General features: G+C 63.3%; 20 protein-coding genes. 14 read left to right on the plus strand and 6 right to left on the minus strand.

Features of this window, described 5'->3' with window-relative positions; translation table 11 throughout:
• Window positions 1-41 precede the first annotated feature (41 nt).
• The 5 genes from IRZ56_RS09625 to sdhC all read right to left on the minus strand — a co-directional run bounded on the left by IRZ56_RS09625 (window position 42) and on the right by sdhC (window position 6,360).
• Window positions 42-2,873 carry a 2-oxoglutarate dehydrogenase E1 component gene (locus IRZ56_RS09625; RefSeq protein WP_196144744.1) on the minus strand — a complete coding sequence of 944 codons (2,832 nt, stop codon included), beginning with the start codon at window positions 2,871-2,873 and terminating at the stop codon, window positions 42-44.
• 246 nt (window positions 2,874-3,119) lie between these two features.
• On the minus strand, window positions 3,120-3,824 hold the full coding sequence (locus IRZ56_RS09630) for a succinate dehydrogenase iron-sulfur subunit (protein ID WP_196144745.1): 705 nt from the start codon (window positions 3,822-3,824) through the stop codon (window positions 3,120-3,122).
• Between the two features lie 11 nt (window positions 3,825-3,835).
• Window positions 3,836-5,608 (minus strand): succinate dehydrogenase flavoprotein subunit, encoded by a 1,773-nt coding sequence (gene sdhA, locus IRZ56_RS09635; RefSeq protein ID WP_196144746.1) that lies wholly within the window; start codon window positions 5,606-5,608, stop codon window positions 3,836-3,838.
• 3 nt (window positions 5,609-5,611) lie between these two features.
• Window positions 5,612-5,980 (minus strand): succinate dehydrogenase, hydrophobic membrane anchor protein, encoded by a 369-nt coding sequence (gene sdhD, locus IRZ56_RS09640; RefSeq protein WP_043211427.1) that lies wholly within the window; start codon window positions 5,978-5,980, stop codon window positions 5,612-5,614.
• Window positions 5,974-6,360 carry a succinate dehydrogenase, cytochrome b556 subunit gene (gene sdhC, locus IRZ56_RS09645; protein ID WP_172402947.1) on the minus strand — a complete coding sequence of 129 codons (387 nt, stop codon included), beginning with the start codon at window positions 6,358-6,360 and terminating at the stop codon, window positions 5,974-5,976. The genes sdhD and sdhC overlap by 7 nt, the downstream gene beginning before the upstream one ends.
• A gap of 351 nt (window positions 6,361-6,711) precedes the next feature.
• On the opposite strand from sdhC, the gene gltA reads away from it, so the two are divergent.
• A complete protein-coding gene (gltA, locus tag IRZ56_RS09650) occupies window positions 6,712-8,001 on the plus strand; it encodes a citrate synthase (protein WP_196144747.1) in 1,290 nt (429 codons plus the stop codon).
• A gap of 72 nt (window positions 8,002-8,073) precedes the next feature.
• Here gltA and IRZ56_RS09655 read toward each other — a convergent pair whose 3' ends face one another.
• A complete protein-coding gene (locus IRZ56_RS09655; RefSeq protein ID WP_230381273.1) occupies window positions 8,074-8,766 on the minus strand; it encodes an alpha/beta family hydrolase in 693 nt (230 codons plus the stop codon).
• A gap of 50 nt (window positions 8,767-8,816) precedes the next feature.
• Here IRZ56_RS09655 and ccoN (IRZ56_RS09660) point away from each other — a divergent pair, with 50 nt between their 5' ends.
• The 13 genes from ccoN (IRZ56_RS09660) to IRZ56_RS09720 all read left to right on the plus strand — a co-directional run bounded on the left by ccoN (IRZ56_RS09660) (window position 8,817) and on the right by IRZ56_RS09720 (window position 21,462).
• Entirely contained in the window at window positions 8,817-10,241 is a 1,425-nt protein-coding gene (gene ccoN, locus IRZ56_RS09660) for a cytochrome-c oxidase, cbb3-type subunit I (RefSeq protein ID WP_196144748.1), read from the plus strand.
• Window positions 10,242-10,254: 13 nt separating this feature from the next.
• Window positions 10,255-10,863, plus strand: coding sequence for a cytochrome-c oxidase, cbb3-type subunit II (gene ccoO / locus IRZ56_RS09665; RefSeq protein ID WP_196144749.1), 609 nt, complete (start codon window positions 10,255-10,257; stop codon window positions 10,861-10,863).
• 9 nt (window positions 10,864-10,872) lie between these two features.
• Window positions 10,873-11,061 carry a cbb3-type cytochrome oxidase subunit 3 gene (locus IRZ56_RS09670; protein ID WP_196144827.1) on the plus strand — a complete coding sequence of 63 codons (189 nt, stop codon included), beginning with the start codon at window positions 10,873-10,875 and terminating at the stop codon, window positions 11,059-11,061.
• Window positions 11,061-12,002 (plus strand): cytochrome-c oxidase, cbb3-type subunit III, encoded by a 942-nt coding sequence (gene ccoP, locus IRZ56_RS09675; RefSeq protein WP_196144750.1) that lies wholly within the window; start codon window positions 11,061-11,063, stop codon window positions 12,000-12,002. Before IRZ56_RS09670 ends, ccoP (IRZ56_RS09675) begins: the two co-directional genes overlap by 1 nt.
• A 429-nt stretch (window positions 12,003-12,431) precedes the next feature.
• The gene (gene ccoN, locus IRZ56_RS09680; RefSeq protein ID WP_196144751.1) at window positions 12,432-13,874 is read left to right on the plus strand and encodes a cytochrome-c oxidase, cbb3-type subunit I; all 1,443 of its coding nucleotides are present in this window, start codon (window positions 12,432-12,434) and stop codon (window positions 13,872-13,874) included.
• Entirely contained in the window at window positions 13,874-14,482 is a 609-nt protein-coding gene (gene ccoO / locus IRZ56_RS09685; protein WP_196144752.1) for a cytochrome-c oxidase, cbb3-type subunit II, read from the plus strand. The genes ccoN (IRZ56_RS09680) and ccoO (IRZ56_RS09685) overlap by 1 nt, the downstream gene beginning before the upstream one ends.
• Before the next feature lie 5 nt (window positions 14,483-14,487).
• Window positions 14,488-14,685 (plus strand): cbb3-type cytochrome oxidase subunit 3, encoded by a 198-nt coding sequence (locus IRZ56_RS09690; protein ID WP_084854741.1) that lies wholly within the window; start codon window positions 14,488-14,490, stop codon window positions 14,683-14,685.
• Window positions 14,682-15,662, plus strand: coding sequence for a cytochrome-c oxidase, cbb3-type subunit III (gene ccoP, locus IRZ56_RS09695; RefSeq protein WP_196144753.1), 981 nt, complete (start codon window positions 14,682-14,684; stop codon window positions 15,660-15,662). Before IRZ56_RS09690 ends, ccoP (IRZ56_RS09695) begins: the two co-directional genes overlap by 4 nt.
• 348 nt (window positions 15,663-16,010) lie before the next feature.
• A complete protein-coding gene (ccoG, locus tag IRZ56_RS09700) occupies window positions 16,011-17,426 on the plus strand; it encodes a cytochrome c oxidase accessory protein CcoG (RefSeq protein WP_196144754.1) in 1,416 nt (471 codons plus the stop codon).
• An 11-nt stretch (window positions 17,427-17,437) separates the two neighbouring features.
• Complete coding sequence (locus tag IRZ56_RS09705; RefSeq protein WP_196144755.1) at window positions 17,438-17,968, plus strand: FixH family protein; 531 nt, start codon at window positions 17,438-17,440, stop codon at window positions 17,966-17,968.
• 149 nt (window positions 17,969-18,117) lie between these two features.
• The gene (locus IRZ56_RS09710; protein WP_196144756.1) at window positions 18,118-20,592 is read left to right on the plus strand and encodes a heavy metal translocating P-type ATPase; all 2,475 of its coding nucleotides are present in this window, start codon (window positions 18,118-18,120) and stop codon (window positions 20,590-20,592) included.
• The gene (gene ccoS / locus IRZ56_RS09715) at window positions 20,571-20,786 is read left to right on the plus strand and encodes a cbb3-type cytochrome oxidase assembly protein CcoS (RefSeq protein ID WP_196144757.1); all 216 of its coding nucleotides are present in this window, start codon (window positions 20,571-20,573) and stop codon (window positions 20,784-20,786) included. The genes IRZ56_RS09710 and ccoS overlap by 22 nt, the downstream gene beginning before the upstream one ends.
• Window positions 20,779-21,462 carry a sulfite exporter TauE/SafE family protein gene (locus tag IRZ56_RS09720; RefSeq protein ID WP_196144758.1) on the plus strand — a complete coding sequence of 228 codons (684 nt, stop codon included), beginning with the start codon at window positions 20,779-20,781 and terminating at the stop codon, window positions 21,460-21,462. The genes ccoS and IRZ56_RS09720 overlap by 8 nt, the downstream gene beginning before the upstream one ends.
• The last annotated feature ends 66 nt before the right edge of the window (window positions 21,463-21,528 follow it).

Genomic DNA, 21,528 nt, shown 5'->3' on the forward strand with positions numbered 1-21,528 from the left:
GTCAGTGTTTCCTTAAATTCGGTTTCAGGTGCGCGAAGGCGTTAAACAGTGAAGGCATCCTGCAGCAGTTTTTCCTGCTGCTCGGCGTGCATCGAAGCGTAACCACAGGCTGGCGCGGCAGAAGCGTCGCGGCCGGCGTACTCCAGGACCAGCGCCTTGTTGTGGCGGGTCAGGATGCGGCGCATGTGATGCTGGCTGCTGTACCAGGCGCCCTGGTTCATCGGTTCTTCCTGGCACCACACCGCATGCTTGAGGTTGGTGTACGGCGCCAGGATTTCCACCAGGTCGTCCTCAGGGAACGGATACAGCTGCTCGATACGCACGATGGCGATGTCTTCGCGGCCTTCGGCACGGCGCTTTTCCAGCAGGTCGTAGTAGACCTTGCCGCTGCACAGCACGAGGCGTTCGACCTTGGCCGGATCGAGGCTGTCGATTTCCGGGATCACGGTCTGGAACGAGCCTTCGGCCAGGTCTTCCAGGGTCGAGACGGCCAGCTTGTGGCGCAGCAGCGACTTCGGCGTCAGGACGATCAGCGGCTTGCGCAGCGGGCGGATGACCTGGCGACGCAGCAGGTGGTAGATCTGTGCCGGAGTGGTCGGTACGCACACCTGGATGTTGTGTTCGGCGCACAGCTGCAGGTAACGCTCCAGACGCGCGGAGGAGTGCTCCGGGCCCTGCCCTTCGTAGCCGTGTGGCAGCAGCATGGTCAGGCCGCACAGACGGCCCCACTTGTGCTCGCCGCTGGTGATGAACTGGTCGATCACCACCTGGGCACCGTTGGCGAAGTCACCGAACTGGGCTTCCCAGATCACCAGCGCGTTCGGCGTGGTGGTCGAGTAACCGTATTCGAAGGCCAGTACCGCCTCTTCCGACAGGAAGGAGTCGTACAGCTCGAACTTCGGCTGGCCCGGGAACAGGTTCTGCAGCGGTACGTAGGTGCTGGCGTCCTTCTGGTTGTGCAGCACCGCGTGACGGTGCGAGAAGGTGCCACGACCGATGTCCTGGCCGGTCATGCGGATCGGGTGGCCTTCGAACTGCAGCGTGGCGTAGGCCATGGTCTCTGCATAACCCCAGTTGATCGGCAGGCCGCCGGCCTGCATCTTCTGGCGGTCTTCGTAGATCTTCGCCACCTGGCGCTGGACCACGAAGCCTTCCGGCAGCTCGAGCAGCTTGGCCGAGAGGTCCTGCAGGGTCTTGAGGTCGAAGCGGGTGTCGTGACGCGCGGTCCAGGCATGGCCCAGGTACGGACGCCAGTCGACGAACAGCTCGCGGTTCGGCTCCTTGACCAGGCTCTTGACCACGTGCAGGCCGTTGTCCAGCGCGTTGCGGTACTCGTCGATCTTGGCCTGGGCGCGCTCGGCGTCGATACGACCGGCCTGGATCAGGGCCTCGGCGTACAGCTCGCGGGTGGTGCGCTGCTTGCTGATCTGCTGGTACATCAGCGGCTGGGTGCCGTTGGGCTCGTCGGCCTCGTTGTGGCCGCGACGACGGTAGCAGACCAGGTCGATGACCACGTCACGCTTGAACTGCATGCGATAGTCGATGGCCAGCTGGGTCACGAACAGGACCGCTTCCGGGTCATCGCCGTTCACGTGCAGGATCGGCGCCTGGATCATCTTGGCGACGTCGGTGGCGTACTCGGTGGAGCGCGAGTCCAGCGGGTTGGAAATGGTGAAACCAACCTGGTTGTTGATCACGATGTGCACGGTGCCGCCGGTCTTGAAACCGCGGGTCTGCGACATCTGGAAGGTTTCCATGACCACGCCCTGGCCGGCGAACGCAGCGTCGCCGTGGATCGAGATCGGCAGGACCTTGTCACCGACGGTGTCATTGCGACGGTCCTGGCGGGCGCGCACCGAACCTTCCACCACCGGCGAGACGATTTCCAGGTGGGACGGGTTGAACGCCATGGCCAGGTGGACTTCGCCACCGGGGGTCATCACGTTGGAGGAGAAGCCCTGGTGATACTTCACGTCACCGGAGCCCAGCTCGTTCATCTTCTTGCCTTCGAACTCGTCGAACAGCTCGCGCGGGTTCTTGCCGAAGGTGTTGACCAGCACGTTGAGGCGGCCGCGGTGGGCCATGCCGATCACGACCTCCTTGGTGCCGTAGGAGCCGGAGCGCTGGATCATTTCGTCCAGCATCGGGATCAGGCTTTCGCCGCCCTCGAGGCCGAAACGCTTGGTGCCTGGGTACTTGGTGCCCAGGTATTTCTCCAGGCCTTCACCTGCGGTGACGCGCTCGAGCAGGTGGGTCTGCACGTCGGCGGAGAATTCAGGACGGCCACGGACGCTTTCCAGGCGCTGCTGGAACCAGCTGCGCTGTTCGGAATCGACGATGTGGGTGAACTCGGCGCCGATGGTGCGACAATATGTCTTCTGCAGCGCATCGAAGATTTCGCGTAGGCTCGCCTCCTCTTTGCCGATGAACAGGTCGCCGGCACGGAAGGTCGTATCAAGGTCGGCATTGGTCAAGCCGTAGTGATTGATCGACAGGTCTACGGGCGCAGGGCGCTGCCACAACCCCAACGGGTCGAGCTTGGCAGCCTGATGGCCGCGCATACGATAGGCCTGGATCAGTCGCAGAACTTCAACCTGCTTCTTCTCGTGTTCACTGCTCACGCTCCCGGCGGAAACCGGTTGAGCGCGGCGCTGGTTCTTTGCCAGCAGTACGAAATGGTCGCGGATTGTAGAGTGCGATACATCGGTAGCGGTGCTGCCGTCGGCGGGCAACTTCTGGAAGTAGGTGCGCCACTCTTCTGGCACAGCGTTAGGGTCGTGCAGGTAGAGCTCATAAAGCTCTTCCACATATGCAGCGTTACCACCTGAAAGGTGGGCGCTTTCCCACATGCGCTGCATCACGCTTTCTTGCATGCTTGGTCACCCTCGGTTAGGGGACTGATCGGCAAGAGCCACAGCAAACCTGGAAAAGTCCGAACACAGCGACTGAACCACGCCACCTGGATCCTGCAGATTTTCCGGGTACCAGCCCGGAAGCCCCTGCTGGTCTCATATCTTCATAGGTAATGAGCGCGGGCTTTGTGGGCCCTTGCTCGGGTTTTACCTCAGTGCGGGCTCGACGCCCGCACCTCGGCTTACTGCTGGTGCAACATTTTTGGATCAGGTGCCGCTTTGCAGCAGCATGTTACGTACGTGACCGATTGCCTTGGTCGGGTTCAGACCTTTCGGGCAAACGTTTACGCAGTTCATGATCCCGCGGCAGCGGAATACGCTGAACGGGTCATCCAGGGACGCCAGGCGCTCCTGGGTCTTGGTGTCACGGCTGTCGGCCAGGAAGCGATAGGCCTGCAGCAGAGCGGCGGGGCCCAGGAACTTGTCCGGGTTCCACCAGAACGACGGGCAGGAGGTCGAGCAGCAGGCGCACAGGATGCACTCGTACAGACCGTCCAGCTTGTCGCGGTCTTCCGGCGACTGCAGACGCTCGATGGCCGGGGCCGGCGTGTCGTTCTGCAGGAACGGCTTCACCTTCTCGTACTGCTTGTAGAAGATGCTCATGTCGACGACCAGGTCACGAATGACCGGCAGGCCCGGCAGCGGGCGCAGAACCAGCTTGTTGCCCTTGACCGCCGCCGACAGCGGGGTGATGCAGGCCAGGCCGTTCTTGCCGTTGATGTTCATGCCATCGGAACCGCAAACGCCTTCACGGCAGGAGCGACGGTAGGAGAAGCCCTCGTCCTGCTCCTTGATCAGTGCCAACACGTCCAGAACCATCAGATCCTTGCCGCCGGTATCGACCTGGAAGGTCTGCATCTTCGGCGCCGAATCGGTGTCCGGGTTGTAACGATAAACTTCGACTTGCAACATAGCGGCCACCCTTAGTAAGTCCGGACTTTTGGTTCGAAGGCAGGAACTGTCTTCGGCGCAAAGTTGACGCCACGCTTGGCGACGCGCTTCTCACCCGGGTAATACAGGGTGTGGCACAGCCAGTTTTCGTCGTCACGGTCTTCGTAGTCTTCACGGGCGTGAGCGCCGCGGGACTCTTTACGGGCTTCGGCCGCGATGGCGGTCGCTTCGGCGACTTCCAGCAGGTTCTGCAGCTCCAGCGCTTCGATACGCGCGGTGTTGAAGGCCTGGGACTTGTCGTTGATCTTGACGTTGGCGATACGGTCGCGCAGGCCAGCCAGCTGCTCGATACCCTTCTGCATGTATTCGCCGGTACGGAATACACCGAAGTAGTTCTGCATGCAGCTTTGCAGCTCACGCTTGAGGCTGGCGACGTCTTCGCCGGTGGTGCGCTCGTTGAGCTTGCTCAGGCGGTTCAGGGCAACGTCGACGTCGGTGTCGCTGGCATCGCGGTACTCGACGCCTTCGGTCAGCGCCTTCTCCAGGTGCAGGCCGGCAGCGCGGCCGAACACGACCAGGTCGAGCAGCGAGTTGCCGCCCAGGCGGTTGGCACCGTGAACCGATACGCACGCCACTTCACCTACGGCGAACAGGCCAGGAATGATCTGGTCCTTGCCTTCGGCGTCCATGGTGATGGCCTGGCCATGAATGTTGGTGGCAACGCCGCCCATCATGTAGTGGCAGGTCGGGATGACCGGAACCGGAGCGACCACAGGGTCGACGTGGGCGAAGGTCTTGGACAGCTCGCAGATGCCTGGCAGGCGGCTGTGCAGCACTTCCTCGCCCAGGTGGTCCAGCTTCAGCAGTACGTGGTCCTTGTTCGGGCCCACGCCGTTGCCGGCGATGATTTCCTTGACCATGGAGCGGGCGACCACGTCGCGGCCAGCCAGGTCCTTCGCGTTCGGCGCGTAACGCTCCATGAAGCGCTCGCCGTGGGCGTTGATCAGGTAGCCACCCTCACCGCGGCAACCTTCGGTGACCAGTACACCGGCGCCGGCGATGCCGGTCGGGTGGAACTGCCACATCTCGATATCCTGCACCGGTACACCGGCACGCAGGGCCATGCCGACACCGTCGCCGGTGTTGATCAGGGCGTTAGTGGTGGAAGCGTAGATACGACCCGCACCGCCGGTAGCCAGAACGGTGGCCTTGGACTTGATGTACATGGTCTCGCCGGTTTCGATGCAGATCGCGATCACACCGACGAAGGCGCCATCCTGGTTCTTCACCAGGTCAACGGCGTAGTACTCGTTGAGGAAGGTGGTGCCCGCCTTCAGGTTGCCCTGGTAGAGGGTGTGCAGCAGCGCGTGACCGGTACGGTCGGAGGCTGCGCAGGTACGGGCGGCCTGGCCACCCTTGCCGAAGTCCTTGGACTGGCCACCGAACGGACGCTGATAGATACGGCCGGTTTCGGTACGGGAGAACGGCAGGCCCATGTGGTCCAGCTCGAAGACCGCTGCCGGGCCTTCCTGACACATGTATTCGATCGCGTCCTGGTCACCGATGTAGTCGGAGCCCTTGACGGTGTCGTACATGTGCCAGCGCCAGTCGTCGTTCGGGTCGGCCGAAGCGATGGCGCAGGTGATGCCACCCTGTGCGGAAACGGTGTGCGAACGGGTCGGGAACACCTTGGTGACCACGGCAGTCTTGTGACCGCCCTGGGCCAGCTGCAGCGCAGCGCGCATGCCGGCACCGCCGCCACCGATGATGATGGCGTCGAAGGAAATCGTTGGAATTTTAGCCATGGATCAGATACCCCAGAGAATCTGCACACCCCAGACGAAGTAGGCGAACATCGCAACGCCGCATACAGCCTGGAACAGGAAACGAATCGCAGTCGCCGACTTGCCGAACGACATCGGCGTCAGGTAGTCGGTGGCAATGGTCCACATGCCGACCCAGGCGTGGGCGCCCAGGGCAACGAGTGCCAGCAGACTGAAGATTCGCATCGCGTTGTTGGAGAACAGACCGTGCCACTGGGCATAGTCGAGACCCGGGTGAACGGCGACGTAGCCGATCAGGAAGATGAAGTAAGCCGCGAGAACGACCGCAGATACGCGCTGCGCCATCCAGTCATAGAGGCCCGAACGCGACAGGTTCGTGACATTAGTTACCATACCCAAACTCCCGCCAGAACGATCAGCACCACGGAGATGACGATCACGATTTTCGAGCCCAGCTTGCCGCCTTCCAGCGTCTCACCGACGCCCATGTCCATGATCAGGTGACGGATACCGGCCACCAGGTGATACAGCAGGCCGGACAGCAGGCCCCAGGTCACCAACTTGGCCAGCGGACTGGTCAGACACGCCTTCACCTCGGCAAAGCCTTCCTCGGAACCCAGCGACTTGCCCAGTGCATACAGCATGATGGCAAGGCCGAGGAACAGGATGACGCCGGAGATACGGTGAAGAATGGACGTGTATGCGGTGATCGGGAGTTTGATGGTCCTTAGGTCTAGGTTTACAGGTCGTTGGCTTTTCACGGCTTTTTTCACACTGAAGAGCCCCTAGCTAACAGGGCAAAGTTGTTGGTAAGTGTACTGGTCAGGTACCCACCACCCAGGGAGCGACGACCCCCAGCGGAACGGGCTTGCAAGCCCCTGGCGGTCGGTTGCGGAGTATAGACAGTTAGGCTGCTTATGACAACGTGAGGGGCTCGCCCAAATAGCGCATTGCCTTTAACGGATAAAAGGCGTAAATGGGCGACAATTTCGCGAAAAACCAGGGCTCAGAGGGCGTTTCAACCAGCCTTTAGGCAAATTGACATTCGAATTTATCCCTCTATAGTGGTGCGGGCCCTGCGTGGGGGGTCTGTCTGATGATTTCAAGCATTAATAGGAGGCCACATGGCTGACAAAAAAGCGCAGTTGGTCATCGAGGGCGCAGCCCCCGTCGAGCTGCCCATTTTAACCGGCACCGTTGGTCCCGATGTTATCGACGTCCGCGGGTTGGGGGCTACTGGTCACTTCACCTTCGACCCCGGCTTCATGGCGACCGCCTCGTGCGAGTCGAAGATTACCTATATTGACGGCGACAAGGGTGTCCTGCTGCACCGCGGCTACCCGATCGAACAGCTCGCCGAAAAATCGGACTACCTGGAAACCTGCTACCTGCTGCTCAACGGCGAACTGCCCAATGCCGAGCAGAAGGCCCAGTTCGTCAGCACCGTGAAGAACCACACCATGGTTCACGAGCAGCTGAAATCCTTCTTCAACGGCTTCCGTCGCGACGCCCACCCGATGGCGGTGATGTGCGGCGTGGTCGGCGCTCTGTCGGCCTTCTATCACGACTCCCTGGACATCAACAACCCGCAACATCGCGAAATCTCCGCGGTGCGCCTGGTCGCCAAGATGCCGACCCTGGCCGCGATGGTTTATAAGTACTCCATGGGCCAGCCGATGATGTACCCGCGCAACGACCTGTCGTACGCGGAGAACTTCCTGCACATGATGTTCAACACCCCGTGCGAGATCAAACCGATCAGCCCGGTGCTGGCCAAGGCGATGGACCGGATCTTCATCCTCCATGCCGACCACGAGCAGAACGCCTCCACTTCCACCGTGCGCCTGGCAGGCTCCTCGGGCGCCAACCCGTTCGCCTGTATCGCTGCCGGCATCGCCGCGCTGTGGGGCCCTGCCCACGGCGGCGCCAACGAAGCCGTGCTGACCATGCTCGATGAAATCGGCGATGTCTCGAACATCGACAAGTACATCGCCAAGGCCAAGGACAAGAACGATCCGTTCAAGCTCATGGGCTTCGGTCACCGCGTGTACAAGAACCGCGATCCGCGCGCCACCGTGATGAAGCAGACCTGCGACGAAGTCCTGAGCGAACTGGGCATCAAGAACGACCCGCAGTTGGAACTGGCCATGCGCCTGGAAGAGATCGCCCTGACCGATCCGTACTTCATCGAGCGCTCGCTGTACCCGAACGTCGACTTCTACTCGGGCATCATCCTGAAGGCGATCGGTATTCCGACCAGCATGTTCACCGTGATCTTCGCCCTGGCACGTACCGTGGGCTGGATCTCGCACTGGAAGGAAATGCTCTCCAGCCCGTACAAGATCGGCCGTCCGCGCCAGCTGTACACCGGTTGCGAGCAGCGCGACATCGTTGACCTGAAGGACCGCAAGTAAGGGTTGCCCGGCAACACCGAACGCGTCTTCGAAAAAGGCCACCCCTGCGGTGGCCTTTTTTTCATGGGCGCCCTACCCTTGCAGAAACGCCGCCACCCGCTGCGCAGCCGCCTGCAAATGCTGCTCATGGGTGAACCCGGACGCCTTCAGCGGCTTGAGATCATGATCCCCGGCCGCCAGCCAGCAGACCTCGATCGAGGGCGAAAGCACATAGCTTTGCACCGCCTCCCGGTTACCCAAGGCATCACGCTCCCCCTGGACGATCAAGGTACGCGTACGCAGCCCCGCCAGGTGCTCGACCCGAGGTTTGTCCGGCTTGCCCACCGCATAGAACGGATACCCCAGACACACCAGGGCGTCAGCACCCAGCTCATCGACCAAGAGGCTCGCCATGCGCCCGCCCATGGACTTGCCTCCGATCGCCAGCGGCCCCGTGACCAAAGGCCGCACCTGAGCGTACACCTGGCGCCAGCAATCGAGCAGCACCGCCTGCGGATTGGGCGGGCGCTTGCCACCCCCAACGCGGCGCTGCGCCATGTAGGGAAACTCGAAACGAACCACCCCTACCCCTTGCTCCGCCAGGCCTTGCGCCATCTCCTCCATGAACGCGCTGTCCATCGGCGCGCCTGCACCATGAGCCAGGATCAGGCACCCCTTGTAACCCAGCCCTTTCCCGACCCGAGGGGGATCGCAGCGCAAGCCTGAGACATTTCCCACCTGCGCCCATTGATCCCCGTCAATACCGGCAATGTGCCCATTACTCATGCTTCGCCTCGCTATCTAGCCTGCCTATAACCGTGGATGGGAACCCATACATGAACACAACCAGCAGTACCGCCTATAACTACAAGGTGGTCCGCCAATTCGCCATCATGACGGTGGTGTGGGGAATCGTCGGGATGGGGCTCGGCGTATTCATCGCCGCACAGCTCGTCTGGCCCGCCCTCAACTTCGACCTCCCATGGACCAGCTTCGGCCGCCTGCGACCACTGCACACCAATGCGGTGATCTTCGCCTTCGGCGGCTGCGCCTTGTTCGCCACCTCCTATTATTCGGTGCAACGCACCTGCCAGACCACCTTGTTCGCGCCACGCCTGGCGGCGTTCACGTTCTGGGGCTGGCAACTGGTGATCCTGCTGGCAGCCATCACCCTGCCGCTGGGCTACACCAGCTCCAAGGAGTACGCCGAGCTGGAATGGCCGATCGACATCCTGATCACCATCGTCTGGGTCGCCTACGCCGTGGTGTTCTTCGGCACACTGATCAAGCGCAACACCAAGCACATCTACGTCGGCAACTGGTTCTACGGTGGCTTCATCCTCACCGTGGCGATGCTGCACATCGTCAACAACCTGGAAATGCCGGTCAGCCTGACCAAGTCCTACTCGCTGTACGCCGGCGCCACCGACGCGATGGTGCAATGGTGGTACGGCCACAACGCCGTAGGCTTCTTCCTGACTGCAGGCTTCCTGGGCATGATGTACTACTACGTGCCCAAGCAGGCCGAGCGCCCGGTGTATTCCTATCGCCTGTCGATCGTGCACTTCTGGGCGCTGATCACCCTGTACATCTGGGCCGGCCCGCACCATTTGCACTACACCGCGCTGCCTGACTGGGCGCAGTCGCTGGGCATGATCATGTCGCTGATCCTCCTGGCCCCGAGCTGGGGCGGCATGATCAACGGCATGATGACCCTCTCCGGGGCCTGGCACAAACTGCGCAGCGACCCGATCCTGCGTTTCCTGGTGGTGTCGCTGGCCTTCTACGGCATGTCCACCTTCGAAGGCCCGATGATGGCCATCAAGACCGTCAACGCCCTCTCCCACTACACCGACTGGACCATCGGCCATGTCCATGCCGGCGCCCTCGGCTGGGTGGCGATGATCTCCATCGGCGCGCTGTACCACACCATCCCGAAAGTGTTCGGCAAGGAGCGCATGTACAGCATCGGCCTGATCAACGCGCACTTCTGGCTGGCGACCATCGGCACCGTGCTGTACATCGCCTCGATGTGGGTCAACGGCATCGCTCAGGGCCTGATGTGGCGTGCGGTCAATGCCGACGGCACGCTCACCTACTCCTTCGTCGAGACCCTGGTGGCCAGCCACCCAGGTTTCATCGTCCGCTTCGTCGGCGGCGCGATCTTCCTCACCGGCATGCTGCTGATGGCCTGGAACACTTGGCGCACCGTGCGTGCACCCGCCACTGCCGCCGCCCCTGCGAACGCCCAGCTGGCCTGAGGAGACAAGCCTGATGAAACACGAAGTCATCGAGAAAAACGTAGGCCTGCTGGCACTGCTGATGGTGTTTGCCGTCAGCATCGGCGGCCTGACCCAGATCGTCCCGTTGTTCTTCCAGGACGTGACCAACAAGCCAGTCGAAGGCATGAAACCCTACACCGCCCTGCAGCTCGAAGGCCGCGACATCTACATCCGCGAAGGTTGCGTAGGCTGCCACTCGCAGATGATCCGCCCGTTCCGCGCCGAGACCGAGCGCTACGGCCACTACTCGGTCGCCGGCGAAAGCGTCTGGGACCACCCGTTCCTGTGGGGCTCCAAGCGTACCGGGCCTGACCTGGCCCGCGTCGGCGGCCGCTACTCCGACGACTGGCACCGCGCGCACCTGTACAACCCGCGCAACGTCGTGCCGGAGTCGAAGATGCCGTCCTACCCATGGCTGGTCGCACAGAAGGTCGACGACAGCCACACCGACACCAAGATGCGCACCCTGCGCACCCTCGGTGTGCCCTACACCGACGAGGACATCGCCGGTGCCCGCGATGCGGTCAAGGGCAAGACCGAAATGGACGCCCTGGTGGCCTACCTGCAGGTGCTGGGCACCTCGATCAAGAACAAGAGGTAAGCGATGGAACTGTCACTGGATATCGGCATGATCCGCGGCCTGGGCACGTTGATGGTGATGATCGCCTTCATCGGCCTGAGCCTGTGGGTGTTCAACCGTCGCCGCGACCGCGACTTCGCCGAAGCGCGCCTGCTGCCCTTCGTCGATGACCGCCTGCCCCCAGCCGGGCAGGAACCTGCCACAAGGAGTAACCAGTAATGACCACCTTCTGGAGTACGTACATCAGCGTACTGACCCTCGGCAGCCTCATCGGCCTGACCTGGCTGCTGCTCGGCACCCGCAAGGGCCAGAGCAGGAACACCACCGATCAAACCATGGGCCACAGCTTCGATGGCATCGAGGAATACGACAACCCGCTGCCCAAGTGGTGGTTCTGGCTGTTCGTCGGCACCCTGGTGTTCGCGGTCGGATACCTGATCCTCTACCCGGGCCTCGGCAACTGGAAAGGCGTGCTGCCGGGTTATGAAAATGGCTGGACCCAGGTCAACGAATGGCAGAAGGAAATGGACAAGGCCGACGCCAAGTTCGGACCGATCTTCGCCAAGTACGCCGCCATGCCCCTGGAAGACGTGGCCAAGGACCCGCAAGCGCTGAAGATGGGCAGCCGCCTGTTCGCCTCGAACTGCTCGGTGTGCCACGGCTCCGACGCCAAAGGCGCCTACGGCTTCCCCAACCTCACCGACAAGGACTGGCGTTGGGGCGGCGAGCCGGAGACCATCAAGGCCTCGATCATGGATGGACGCCACGGCGTGATGCCGGGCTGGGCCGAGGTAATCGGCGAACAAGGCGTGGCCGACGTCGCCGCCTTCGTGCTGACCAACCTGGATGGCCGTAGCCTGCCGCAAGGCGCCAAGGCCGACCCGGCCAAGGGCCAGGAAATCTTCGCCGCCAACTGCGTGGCCTGCCACGGGCCTGAAGGCAAAGGCACCCCTGCCATGGGCGCGCCGGACCTGACCCACCCGCAGGCGTTCATCTACGGCTCGAGCTTCGCCCAGCTGCAGCAGACCATCCGCTACGGTCGCCAGGGCCAAATGCCAGCCCAGCGTGAATTGCAGGGCAACGATAAGGTCCACCTGCTGGCGGCCTATGTCTACAGCCTCTCGCAGGACGACACGGCCGAAACCGTGACTGTCAAATAACACCCCTTCGCGGGCAAATCCTCTCCCACAGGGTTGGCGCTAATCCCTGTGGGAGCTGGCTTGCCCGCGAAAGGGCTGCCCCCGCAATACCCCCTGCCCAACCTACCCTCCCTTGCACCCCCCTCGAACAGAACTAAGCTTGTTGCCTCATATAGGCTTCGCTCACAACGAGCGGAGCAGATGTGGCGCATGGCCTGTCGCCGCTCTAGAAAAAAGCTTGACCGATCGATCAGAAAAAGTCGAAAAACGGTACACATTACAAACATTTATTTGTGTACAATCATCCAGCCCCTAAACCGCGGGACGGTGGTGGAAAGGGCCTGGACACGGGTCGGCGCAAGCATCCTTGCGTTGCCATAACCCTAGTGGTTATCGATACTGGCGCCGATTTTCGACCAACAAGAACACCCTAAACCGTGGAACCTTAGAATGAGCACTGCAATCAGTCCGACTGCTTATAACTATAAGGTCGTCCGCCAGTTCGCCATCATGACGGTGGTCTGGGGGATCCTTGGCATGGGGCTCGGCGTCTTCATCGCCTCGCAACTGGTATGGCCCCAGCTGAACCTGGACCTGCCATGGACGAGCTTCGGCCGCCTTCGCCCGCTGCACACCAACCTGGTGATCTTCGCCTTCGGGGGTTGCGCACTGTTCGCCACCTCCTACTACGTGGTGCAGCGCACCTGCCAGACCCGGCTGATCTCCGACAGCATGGCCGCCTTCACCTTCTGGGGTTGGCAGGCGGTGATCGTCGGCGCCCTGATCACCCTGCCGATGGGCTACACCACCACCAAGGAATACGCCGAGCTCGAGTGGCCGCTGGCGATCCTGCTGGCCATCGTCTGGGTCACCTACGGCTTGGTGTTCTTCGGCACCATCGTCAAGCGCAAGACCAAGCACATCTATGTCGGCAACTGGTTCTACGGTGGCTTCATCGTGGTCACGGCGATGCTGCACATCGTCAACCACATGTCCCTGCCGGTCAGCTGGTTCAAATCGTACTCGGCCTACTCCGGCGCCACCGACGCGATGATCCAGTGGTGGTACGGCCACAACGCCGTGGGCTTCTTCCTGACCACCGGTTTCCTGGGCATGATGTACTACTTCGTACCCAAGCAGGCCGAACGCCCGATCTACTCGTATCGCCTGTCGATCGTGCACTTCTGGGCGCTGATCACCCTGTACATCTGGGCCGGCCCGCACCACCTGCACTACACCGCGCTGCCTGACTGGGCACAGTCGCTGGGCATGGTGATGTCGATCATCCTGCTGGCCCCGAGCTGGGGCGGCATGATCAACGGCATGATGACCCTCTCCGGGGCCTGGCACAAACTGCGCACCGACCCGATCCTGCGTTTCCTGGTGGTGTCGCTGGCCTTCTACGGCATGTCCACCTTCGAAGGCCCAATGATGGCCATCAAGACGGTCAACTCGCTGTCGCACTACACCGACTGGACCATCGGCCATGTCCACGCCGGCGCGCTCGGCTGGGTGGCGATGATCTCCATCGGCTCGGTCTACCACATGATTCCCAAGCTCTACGGCCGCCAGCAGATGCACAGCGTCGGCCTGATCAACGCGCACTTCTGGCTGGCGACCATCGGCACCGTGCTGTACATCGCCTCGATGTGGGTCAACGGCATCACCCAGGGCCTGATGTGGCGCGCCATCAACGACGACGGCACCCTCACCTACTCCTTCGTCGAAGCCCTCCAGGCCAGCCACCCGGGCTACATCGTCCGTGCCCTGGGCGGTGCGTTCTTCGCCTCCGGCATGCTGCTGATGGCTTACAACGTCTACCGCACCGTCCGCGCCTCGAAGCCGGCAGAGGCTGAGGAAGCCGCCAAGATCGTCGTCGTGGGAGCTCACTGATGAAACACGAAGCAGTCGAGAAGAATATCGGCCTGCTGGCCTTCTTCATGGTCATCGCCGTCAGCGTCGGTGGCCTGACCCAGATCGTCCCGCTGTTCTTCCAGGACGTGACCAACAAGCCGGTCGAGGGCATGAAGCCGCGAACCGCGCTGGAGCTCGAAGGCCGCGACATCTACATCCGCGAAGGTTGCGTAGGCTGCCACTCGCAGATGATCCGCCCGTTCCGCGCCGAGACCGAGCGCTACGGCCACTACTCGGTCGCCGGCGAAAGCGTCTGGGACCACCCGTTCCTGTGGGGCTCCAAGCGTACCGGGCCTGACCTGGCCCGCGTCGGTGGCCGCTACTCCGACGACTGGCACCGCGCACACCTGTACAACCCGCGCAACGTGGTACCGGAATCGAAGATGCCGTCCTACCCGTGGCTGGTCGAGAACAAGCTCGACGGCAAGGATACGCCGAAGAAGATGGAAGTCTTGCGCACCCTGGGCGTGCCCTACACCGACGAGGACATCGCCGGCGCCCGCGACGCGGTCAAGGGCAAGACCGAGATGGACGCCATCGTGGCGTACCTGCAAGGCCTTGGCACCATCATCAAGAGCAAGCGGTGACACTGATGGATATCGGGATGATTCGCGGCCTGGGCACCGTCGTGGTGATGGTGGCCTTCGTTGGCCTGGCGCTGTGGGTGTTCAACCCACGGCGCAAGAAGGAATTCGACGAGGCGACCCGGTTGCCGTTCGCCGATGACCCCGAGGCCAGCCAGCACGTCGAGCAAGCGCAAGCGAAAGCTTCTAGGAGCAACGAACAATGACAACCTTCTGGAGTCTGTACGTCACCGTCCTGACCCTGGGCACCATCTTCTCTCTGACCTGGCTGTTGCTTTCCACTCGCAAGGGCCAGCGCGAGGAAGCCACCGACGAGACCGTCGGCCATGCCTTCGACGGTATCGAGGAATACGACAACCCGCTGCCCAAATGGTGGTTCTGGCTGTTCGTCGGCACCATCGTGTTCGCCCTGGGCTACCTGGTGCTTTACCCGGGCCTGGGTAACTGGAAAGGCATCCTGCCGGGCTACCAGTACCTGGATAACGAGAAGAAGACCGAGTTCGCCAACGGCCAACCAGGCTGGACCGGCGTGCACGAGTGGGAAAAGGAAATGGCCAAGGCCGACGCCCGCTTCGGGCCGATCTTCGCCAAGTTCGCCGCCATGCCCATCGAGGAAGTGGCCAAGGACCCGCAAGCGCTGAAGATGGGGGGCCGCCTGTTCGCCTCCAACTGCTCGGTGTGCCACGGCTCCGACGCCAAGGGCGCCTACGGCTTCCCCAACCTGACCGATAACGACTGGCGCTGGGGCGGCGAGCCGGAGACCATCAAGACCACCATCATGAATGGTCGCCACGGCGTGATGCCGGCCTGGGCCGAGGTGCTCGGCGAGCAGGGCGTGGCCGACGTCGCCGCCTTCGTGTTGACCAACCTGGACGGGCGCAGCCTGCCGGAAGGCGCCAAGGCCGACCCGGCCAATGGCCAGAAGCTATTCGCCGCCAACTGCGTAGCCTGCCACGGCCCCGAGGGCAAGGGCACCCCAGCCATGGGCGCGCCGAACCTGACCCACCCGCAGGCGTTCATCTACGGCTCGAGCTTCGCCCAGCTGCAACAGACCATCCGCTACGGTCGCCAGGGGCAGATGCCAGCCCAGGCGCAGATGCAGGGCAACGACAAGGTCCACCTGCTGGCGGCCTACGTCTACAGCCTCTCGCACCAGGAACAGGAAACGGCCAAGGCCGAGTGAGTGTGTGACCCAGGCCCCGCCAGCGACCCTGCCGGGGCCTTTTTCTTGAGCAGGGTTCGGCGTTGCCTGTTCTGGCACTATCGCCGGCAAGCCGGCTCCCACAGATTCGGAGTGGGAGCCGACTTGCCGGCGATGAAGCCAGACAATTTCAACCGCTTGATGACTTGAATCAATTGACAGCAGCCTTTACACGATCCACACCATAAACCCAATGCGACTAAAGGTCGCGGCGCGCTCCCTGCCTGCCAGCACAGGCGTATCATGGGCCGCAGAGCGCTAGCAGAATGCGCAGGACTGCGGCCGGCACGTACTGGCCGCGGCATTTCTCCACTGCCGTGGGACACGATGATGAGCAAGCAAATTCCGGTACATGATGTCACCCCACCCGCCAAGAAAGGCCAGGAATCCCTCGACCTCTATGCCTCCCGGGAAAAGATCTACACCCGCGCCTTCACCGGCGTGTTCCGCAGGCTGCGGATGGTCGGCGGGGCGATCCTGTTCCTGCTCTACTTCGGCACCGTGTGGCTGAACTGGGGTGACCACCAAGCCGTGTGGTGGAACCTGCCCGAGCGCAAGTTCTATATTTTCGGCGCCACCATCTGGCCCCAGGACTTCATCCTGCTCTCGGGCCTGCTGATCGTCGCCGCCTTCGGCCTGTTCTTCATCACCGTGTTCGCCGGTCGTGTATGGTGCGGCTATACCTGCCCGCAAAGCGTCTGGACCTGGATCTTCATGTGGTGCGAGAAAGTCACCGAGGGCGACCGCAACCAACGCATGAAGCTGGACAAGGCGCCGATGAGCGCCAACAAGCTGCTGCGCAAGACCGCCAAGCACAGCCTATGGTTGCTGATCGGTTTCGTCACCGGCATGACCTTCGTCGGCTATTTCTCGCCGATTCGCGAACTGGTCAGCGAGTTCTTCACAGGCCAAGCCGATGGCTGGGCCTACTTCTGGGTCGGTTTCTTCACCCTCGCCACCTATGGCAATGCCGGCTGGCTGCGGGAGCAGGTGTGCGTGCACATGTGCCCGTACGCACGCTTCCAGAGCGTGATGTTCGACAAGGATACCCTGATCGTTTCCTACGACCCGCGCCGCGGCGAAACCCGCGGACCACGCAAGAAGGACATGGATTACAAGGCCAAGGGCCTGGGCGACTGCATCGATTGCACCATGTGCGTACAGGTCTGCCCGACCGGCATCGACATCCGTGATGGCCTGCAGATCGAATGCATCGGCTGCGCGGCGTGCATCGACGCCTGCGACAACATCATGGAGAAGATGAACTACCCCAAGGGCCTGATCAGCTATACCACCGAGCACAACCTGTCCGGGCAGAAGACCCATATGCTGCGCCCGCGCCTGATCGGTTACGCCTTGGTACTGCTGGTGATGATCGGCCTGCTGGTCACCGCGTTCGCCACCCGTTCGCTGGTGGGCTTCGACGTCAGCAAGGACCGCGTGCTGTACCGCGAGAATGCCCAAGGGCGAATCGAGAACGTGTACAGCCTCAAGGTCATGAACAAAGACCAGCGCGACCATGTTTACGTGCTCGATGCCGCCGGCCTGCCAGGCCTGCAGCTCGAAGGGCACCGCGAGGTGCGAGTCGCCGCCGGCGATATCGTCAGCCTGCCGGTGCAATTGTCGGTCGCCCCCGAGCAATTGCCCTCGACCACCAACGAAATCACCTTCACCCTCAAGGACGCCGATGACAGCGCCACCCAGGTTGAAGCCAAGAGCCGTTTCATCGGCCCGCAAATCCGCTGAGAGAGAACGACATGCCTGCCGCAACCGCCGCCAGCCCATGGTACAAGCACCTCTGGCCCTGGATCATCATCGGCATCCTGACCACCTCGGTCTGCCTGAGCCTGACCATGGTCAGCATTGCCGTGCGCAACCCGGACAACCTGGTGAACGACAACTACTACGAGGCCGGCAAGGGCATCAACCGTTCCCTGGACCGGGAACTGCTGGCCCAGACCCTCAACCTCAAGGCCAGCGTGCATCTGGACGAGCTGACCGGCGAAGTCCAGGTGCGCCTGAGCGGCGACAGCGACCCGCAGGCGCTGGAACTGAACCTGATCTCACCGACCCAGCCGGAGCGCGACCGCAAGGTGCAACTGGCCCGTGTCGAGCCAGGCCGTTATGTCGGCCAGCTGGAAGACAAGGTCGAAGGCCGGCGCTTCGTCGAGCTGCTGGGCAACCAGGACGGTCGCGTGTGGCGGCTGTTCGAGGAGGAGAAAGTCGCCCATGGGGTGAACCTGGAACTGGGCGATGAGGCCCTGCAGGGTGCCGAGCACCAGGAATAGCGACACCGCCTCGCACCTTGTGGGAGCGGGCTTGTCCCGCGATGGCGTCGGCCCGGCTAAAGGAGGTGCCCGAGCCGACGCCATCGCGGGGCAAGCCCGCTCCCACAGGGTCGATGCAAACCTGAAGATTTGCGTAAGGCAACAATTCGATGACCCAACCCACGCCCTGCTACCACTGCGCCCTGCCCGTCCCCGCAGGCAGCCGCTTCACCGCAGTGGTCCTCGGTGAACCGCGACAGTTCTGCTGCCCCGGCTGCCAGGCCGTGGCCGAGTCGATCGTGGCCGGTGGCCTGGAGAGCTACTACCAGCACCGCAGCGACACCAGCGCCAACCCCGAGGCCCTGCCGCGCCAGTTGCAGGACGAATTGGCCCTCTACGACCGCGCCGATGTGCAGCAGAGCTTCGTCCGCCAACAAGGCGAGCTTCGCGAAACCACGCTGATGATCGAAGGCATCAGCTGCGCCGCCTGTGGCTGGCTGATCGAGAAACACCTGCGTAACCTGCCGGGCGTGGCCGAGGCGCGCCTGAACCTGTCCAATCACCGCCTGCTGGTGGCCTGGGACGACCGCCAGGTACCGCTCTCGCACCTGCTGGCCGAGCTGCGCCAGATCGGCTACGCCGCCCACCCCTACCAGCCTGACCAGGCCGCCGAACAGCTGGCCCGGGAGAACCGCAGCGCCCTGCGCCGCCTGGGCGTGGCGGGCCTGCTGTGGTTCCAGGCGATGATGGCGACCATGGCCACCTGGCCTGAATTCAACATCGACCTGAGCCCCGAGCTGCATACCATCCTGCGTTGGGTCGCGCTGTTTCTGACCACGCCCATCGTCTTCTACAGCTGCGCACCGTTCTTCAAGGGCGCCGCCCGCGACCTGCGTACCCGCCACCTGACCATGGACGTCTCGGTGTCGCTGGCCATCGGCCTGGCCTACGGCGCCGGAATCTGGACCGCCATCACCGGCAGCGGCGAGCTGTACTTCGACACGGTCGGCATGTTCGCGCTGTTCTTGCTCACCGGTCGCTACCTGGAACGCCGCGCACGGGAACGTACAGCCGCCGCCACCGCCCAGCTGGTCAACCTGCTGCCGGCCTCGTGTCTGCGACTGGACGCCGCCGGCCACGGCGAGCGTATCCTGCTGGCGGAGCTGCGCCAGGGTGACCGGGTGCAGGTGCTGCCCGGCGCGGTGATCCCGGCCGATGGCCGCATCGTCGACGGCCGCTCCAGCATCGACGAGTCGCTGCTGACCGGCGAATACCTACCCTTGGCGCGCCAGGCCGGCGATCGGGTCACCGGCGGCACGCTGAATGTCGAAAGCCCCCTGACCGTGGAGGTCCAAGCACTGGGCCAGGACTCGCGGCTCTCGGCCATCGTTCGCCTGCTCGAGCGGGCCCAGTCGGAAAAGCCCCGGTTGGCCGAGATCGCCGACCGGGCTTCCCAGTGGTTCCTGTTGTTCACTCTGGTAGCCAGTGTCGCCATTGGCCTGCTGTGGTGGCAAATCGACGCGCCACGTGCGTTCTGGATCGTCCTGGCCATGCTGGTGGCGACCTGCCCATGCGCACTGTCTTTGGCCACGCCCACCGCCCTCACCGCAGCCACCGGCACCCTGCACCGGCTGGGCTTGCTGGTGACCCGCGGCCATGTGCTCGAAGGCCTGAACCAGATCGACACGGTGATCTTCGACAAGACCGGCACCCTGACCGAAGGCCGCCTGGCCCTGCGCAGCATCCACCCGCTAGGCCCCTTGCCCGCCGATCGTTGCCTGGCCCTGGCCGCGGCGCTCGAAAATCGCTCGGAGCACCCCATCGCGCGCGCCTTCGGCCGTGCCGCGATACCTGCCGAAGATGTCCAGACGGAGCCAGGGCTGGGCCTTGAGGGGCTGTTCGAAGGCGCGCGCTTGCGTATCGGCCAGGCCAGTTTCGTCTGCGCCCTGAGCGGCGCGCCCGTGCCGAGCGTGCCGCAACCGCGCGGCCAATGGCTGTTACTGGGCGATACCCAGGGCCCCCTGGCCTGGTTCAGTCTCGATGACCGCCTGCGTGAGGATGCTCCCGCCCTGTTGGCTGCCTGCAAGGCCCGGGGCTGGAAGACCCTGCTGCTGTCCGGCGACAGCTCACCGATGGTCGCCGAGGTGGCAACGCAGTTGTGCATCGACCAGGCCATCGGCGGCCTGCGCCCGGACGACAAGCTGGACCGACTCAAGGCCTTGCAGGCCGAAGGCCGCAAGGTGCTGATGCTGGGTGACGGCGTCAACGATGTGCCGGTACTGGCTGCCGCCGATATCAGCATCGCCATGGGCTCGGCCACGGACCTGGCCAAGACCTGCGCCGACGCGGTGCTGTTGTCCAACCGCCTCGAGGCGCTGGTGCAGGCCTTCGACCTGGCCCGCCGTACCCGACGCAACATCCTCGAGAACCTGCTCTGGGCGACCCTGTATAATGGCCTGATGTTGCCGTTCGCCGCCCTGGGCTGGATCACGCCGGTCTGGGCGGCCATTGGCATGTCGGTCAGCTCGCTGATCGTGGTTCTCAACGCCCTGCGCCTGACCCGCCTGCCCAGCGCAGCGGGCCAGCCTGCACATGAGCCCTCGACACCCGGAAGGAAACCGCTATGCCCGCCCTCTACGTCATGATCCCGGCGGCCCTGCTGATCGTAGGCGTGGCCGTGTACATCTTCTTCTGGGCGGTGGACAGCGGCCAGTACGACGACCTCGACAGCCCCGCCCACAGCATCCTGTTCGATGACCAGGACCCGCGCCACCAGGCCGCCGTGAAACCTGACCAAGCCCAAGCCGACGCAGACAAGGACTCGAAACCACGTGCCTGACCTGCTCCCGCTCATCGGCTCGGCGCTGGTTCTGGGCCTGCTTGGCGGCGGCCACTGCCTGGGCATGTGCGGCGGCCTGATGGGCGCCCTGACCCTCGCCATCCCGCCTGAGCAACGCGCCCGACGCCTGCGCCTACTGCTGGCCTACAACCTCGGGCGCATCCTCAGCTACGCAGCCGCCGGCCTGGTGCTGGGCCTTGCCGGCGTGGCGTTGGCCAGCAGCCCATTGGCTCAAGGGCTGCGCGTGGTTGCCGCGTTGTTGCTCATTGCCATGGGCCTGTACCTGGCCGGCTGGTGGAGCGGCCTGACCCGCATCGAAGCGCTCGGGCGCGGCCTGTGGCGGCACGTCCAACCGTTGGCGACGCGCTTGCTGCCGGTGTCGAGCCTGCCCCGCGCCCTGCTGCTCGGCGCCCTGTGGGGCTGGCTGCCGTGTGGCCTGGTCTACAGCACGCTATTGTGGGCGGCCAGCCAGGGCAATGCGGCCCACAGTGCCGCGCTGATGCTGGCGTTCGGGCTGGGCACCTGGCCTGTGCTGGTCGCCACAGGCCTTGCTGCCGAGCGTATCGGCACCTTGCTGCGCAAGCGTGGCGTGCGCATGGCAGGCGGATTGCTGGTGATCCTGTTCGGCCTGTGGACACTACCCGGGCCGCACCAGCATTGGCTGATGGGGCATTGATCAGCGGCGCAGAACCGATGGCTGGAGCTACCTCTGTGGGAACAACTATCTTGAGTTGTTTGCCCC

Source organism: Pseudomonas guariconensis (assembly GCF_015680235.1).
Lineage (GTDB): Bacteria > Pseudomonadota > Gammaproteobacteria > Pseudomonadales > Pseudomonadaceae > Aquipseudomonas > Aquipseudomonas guariconensis_A.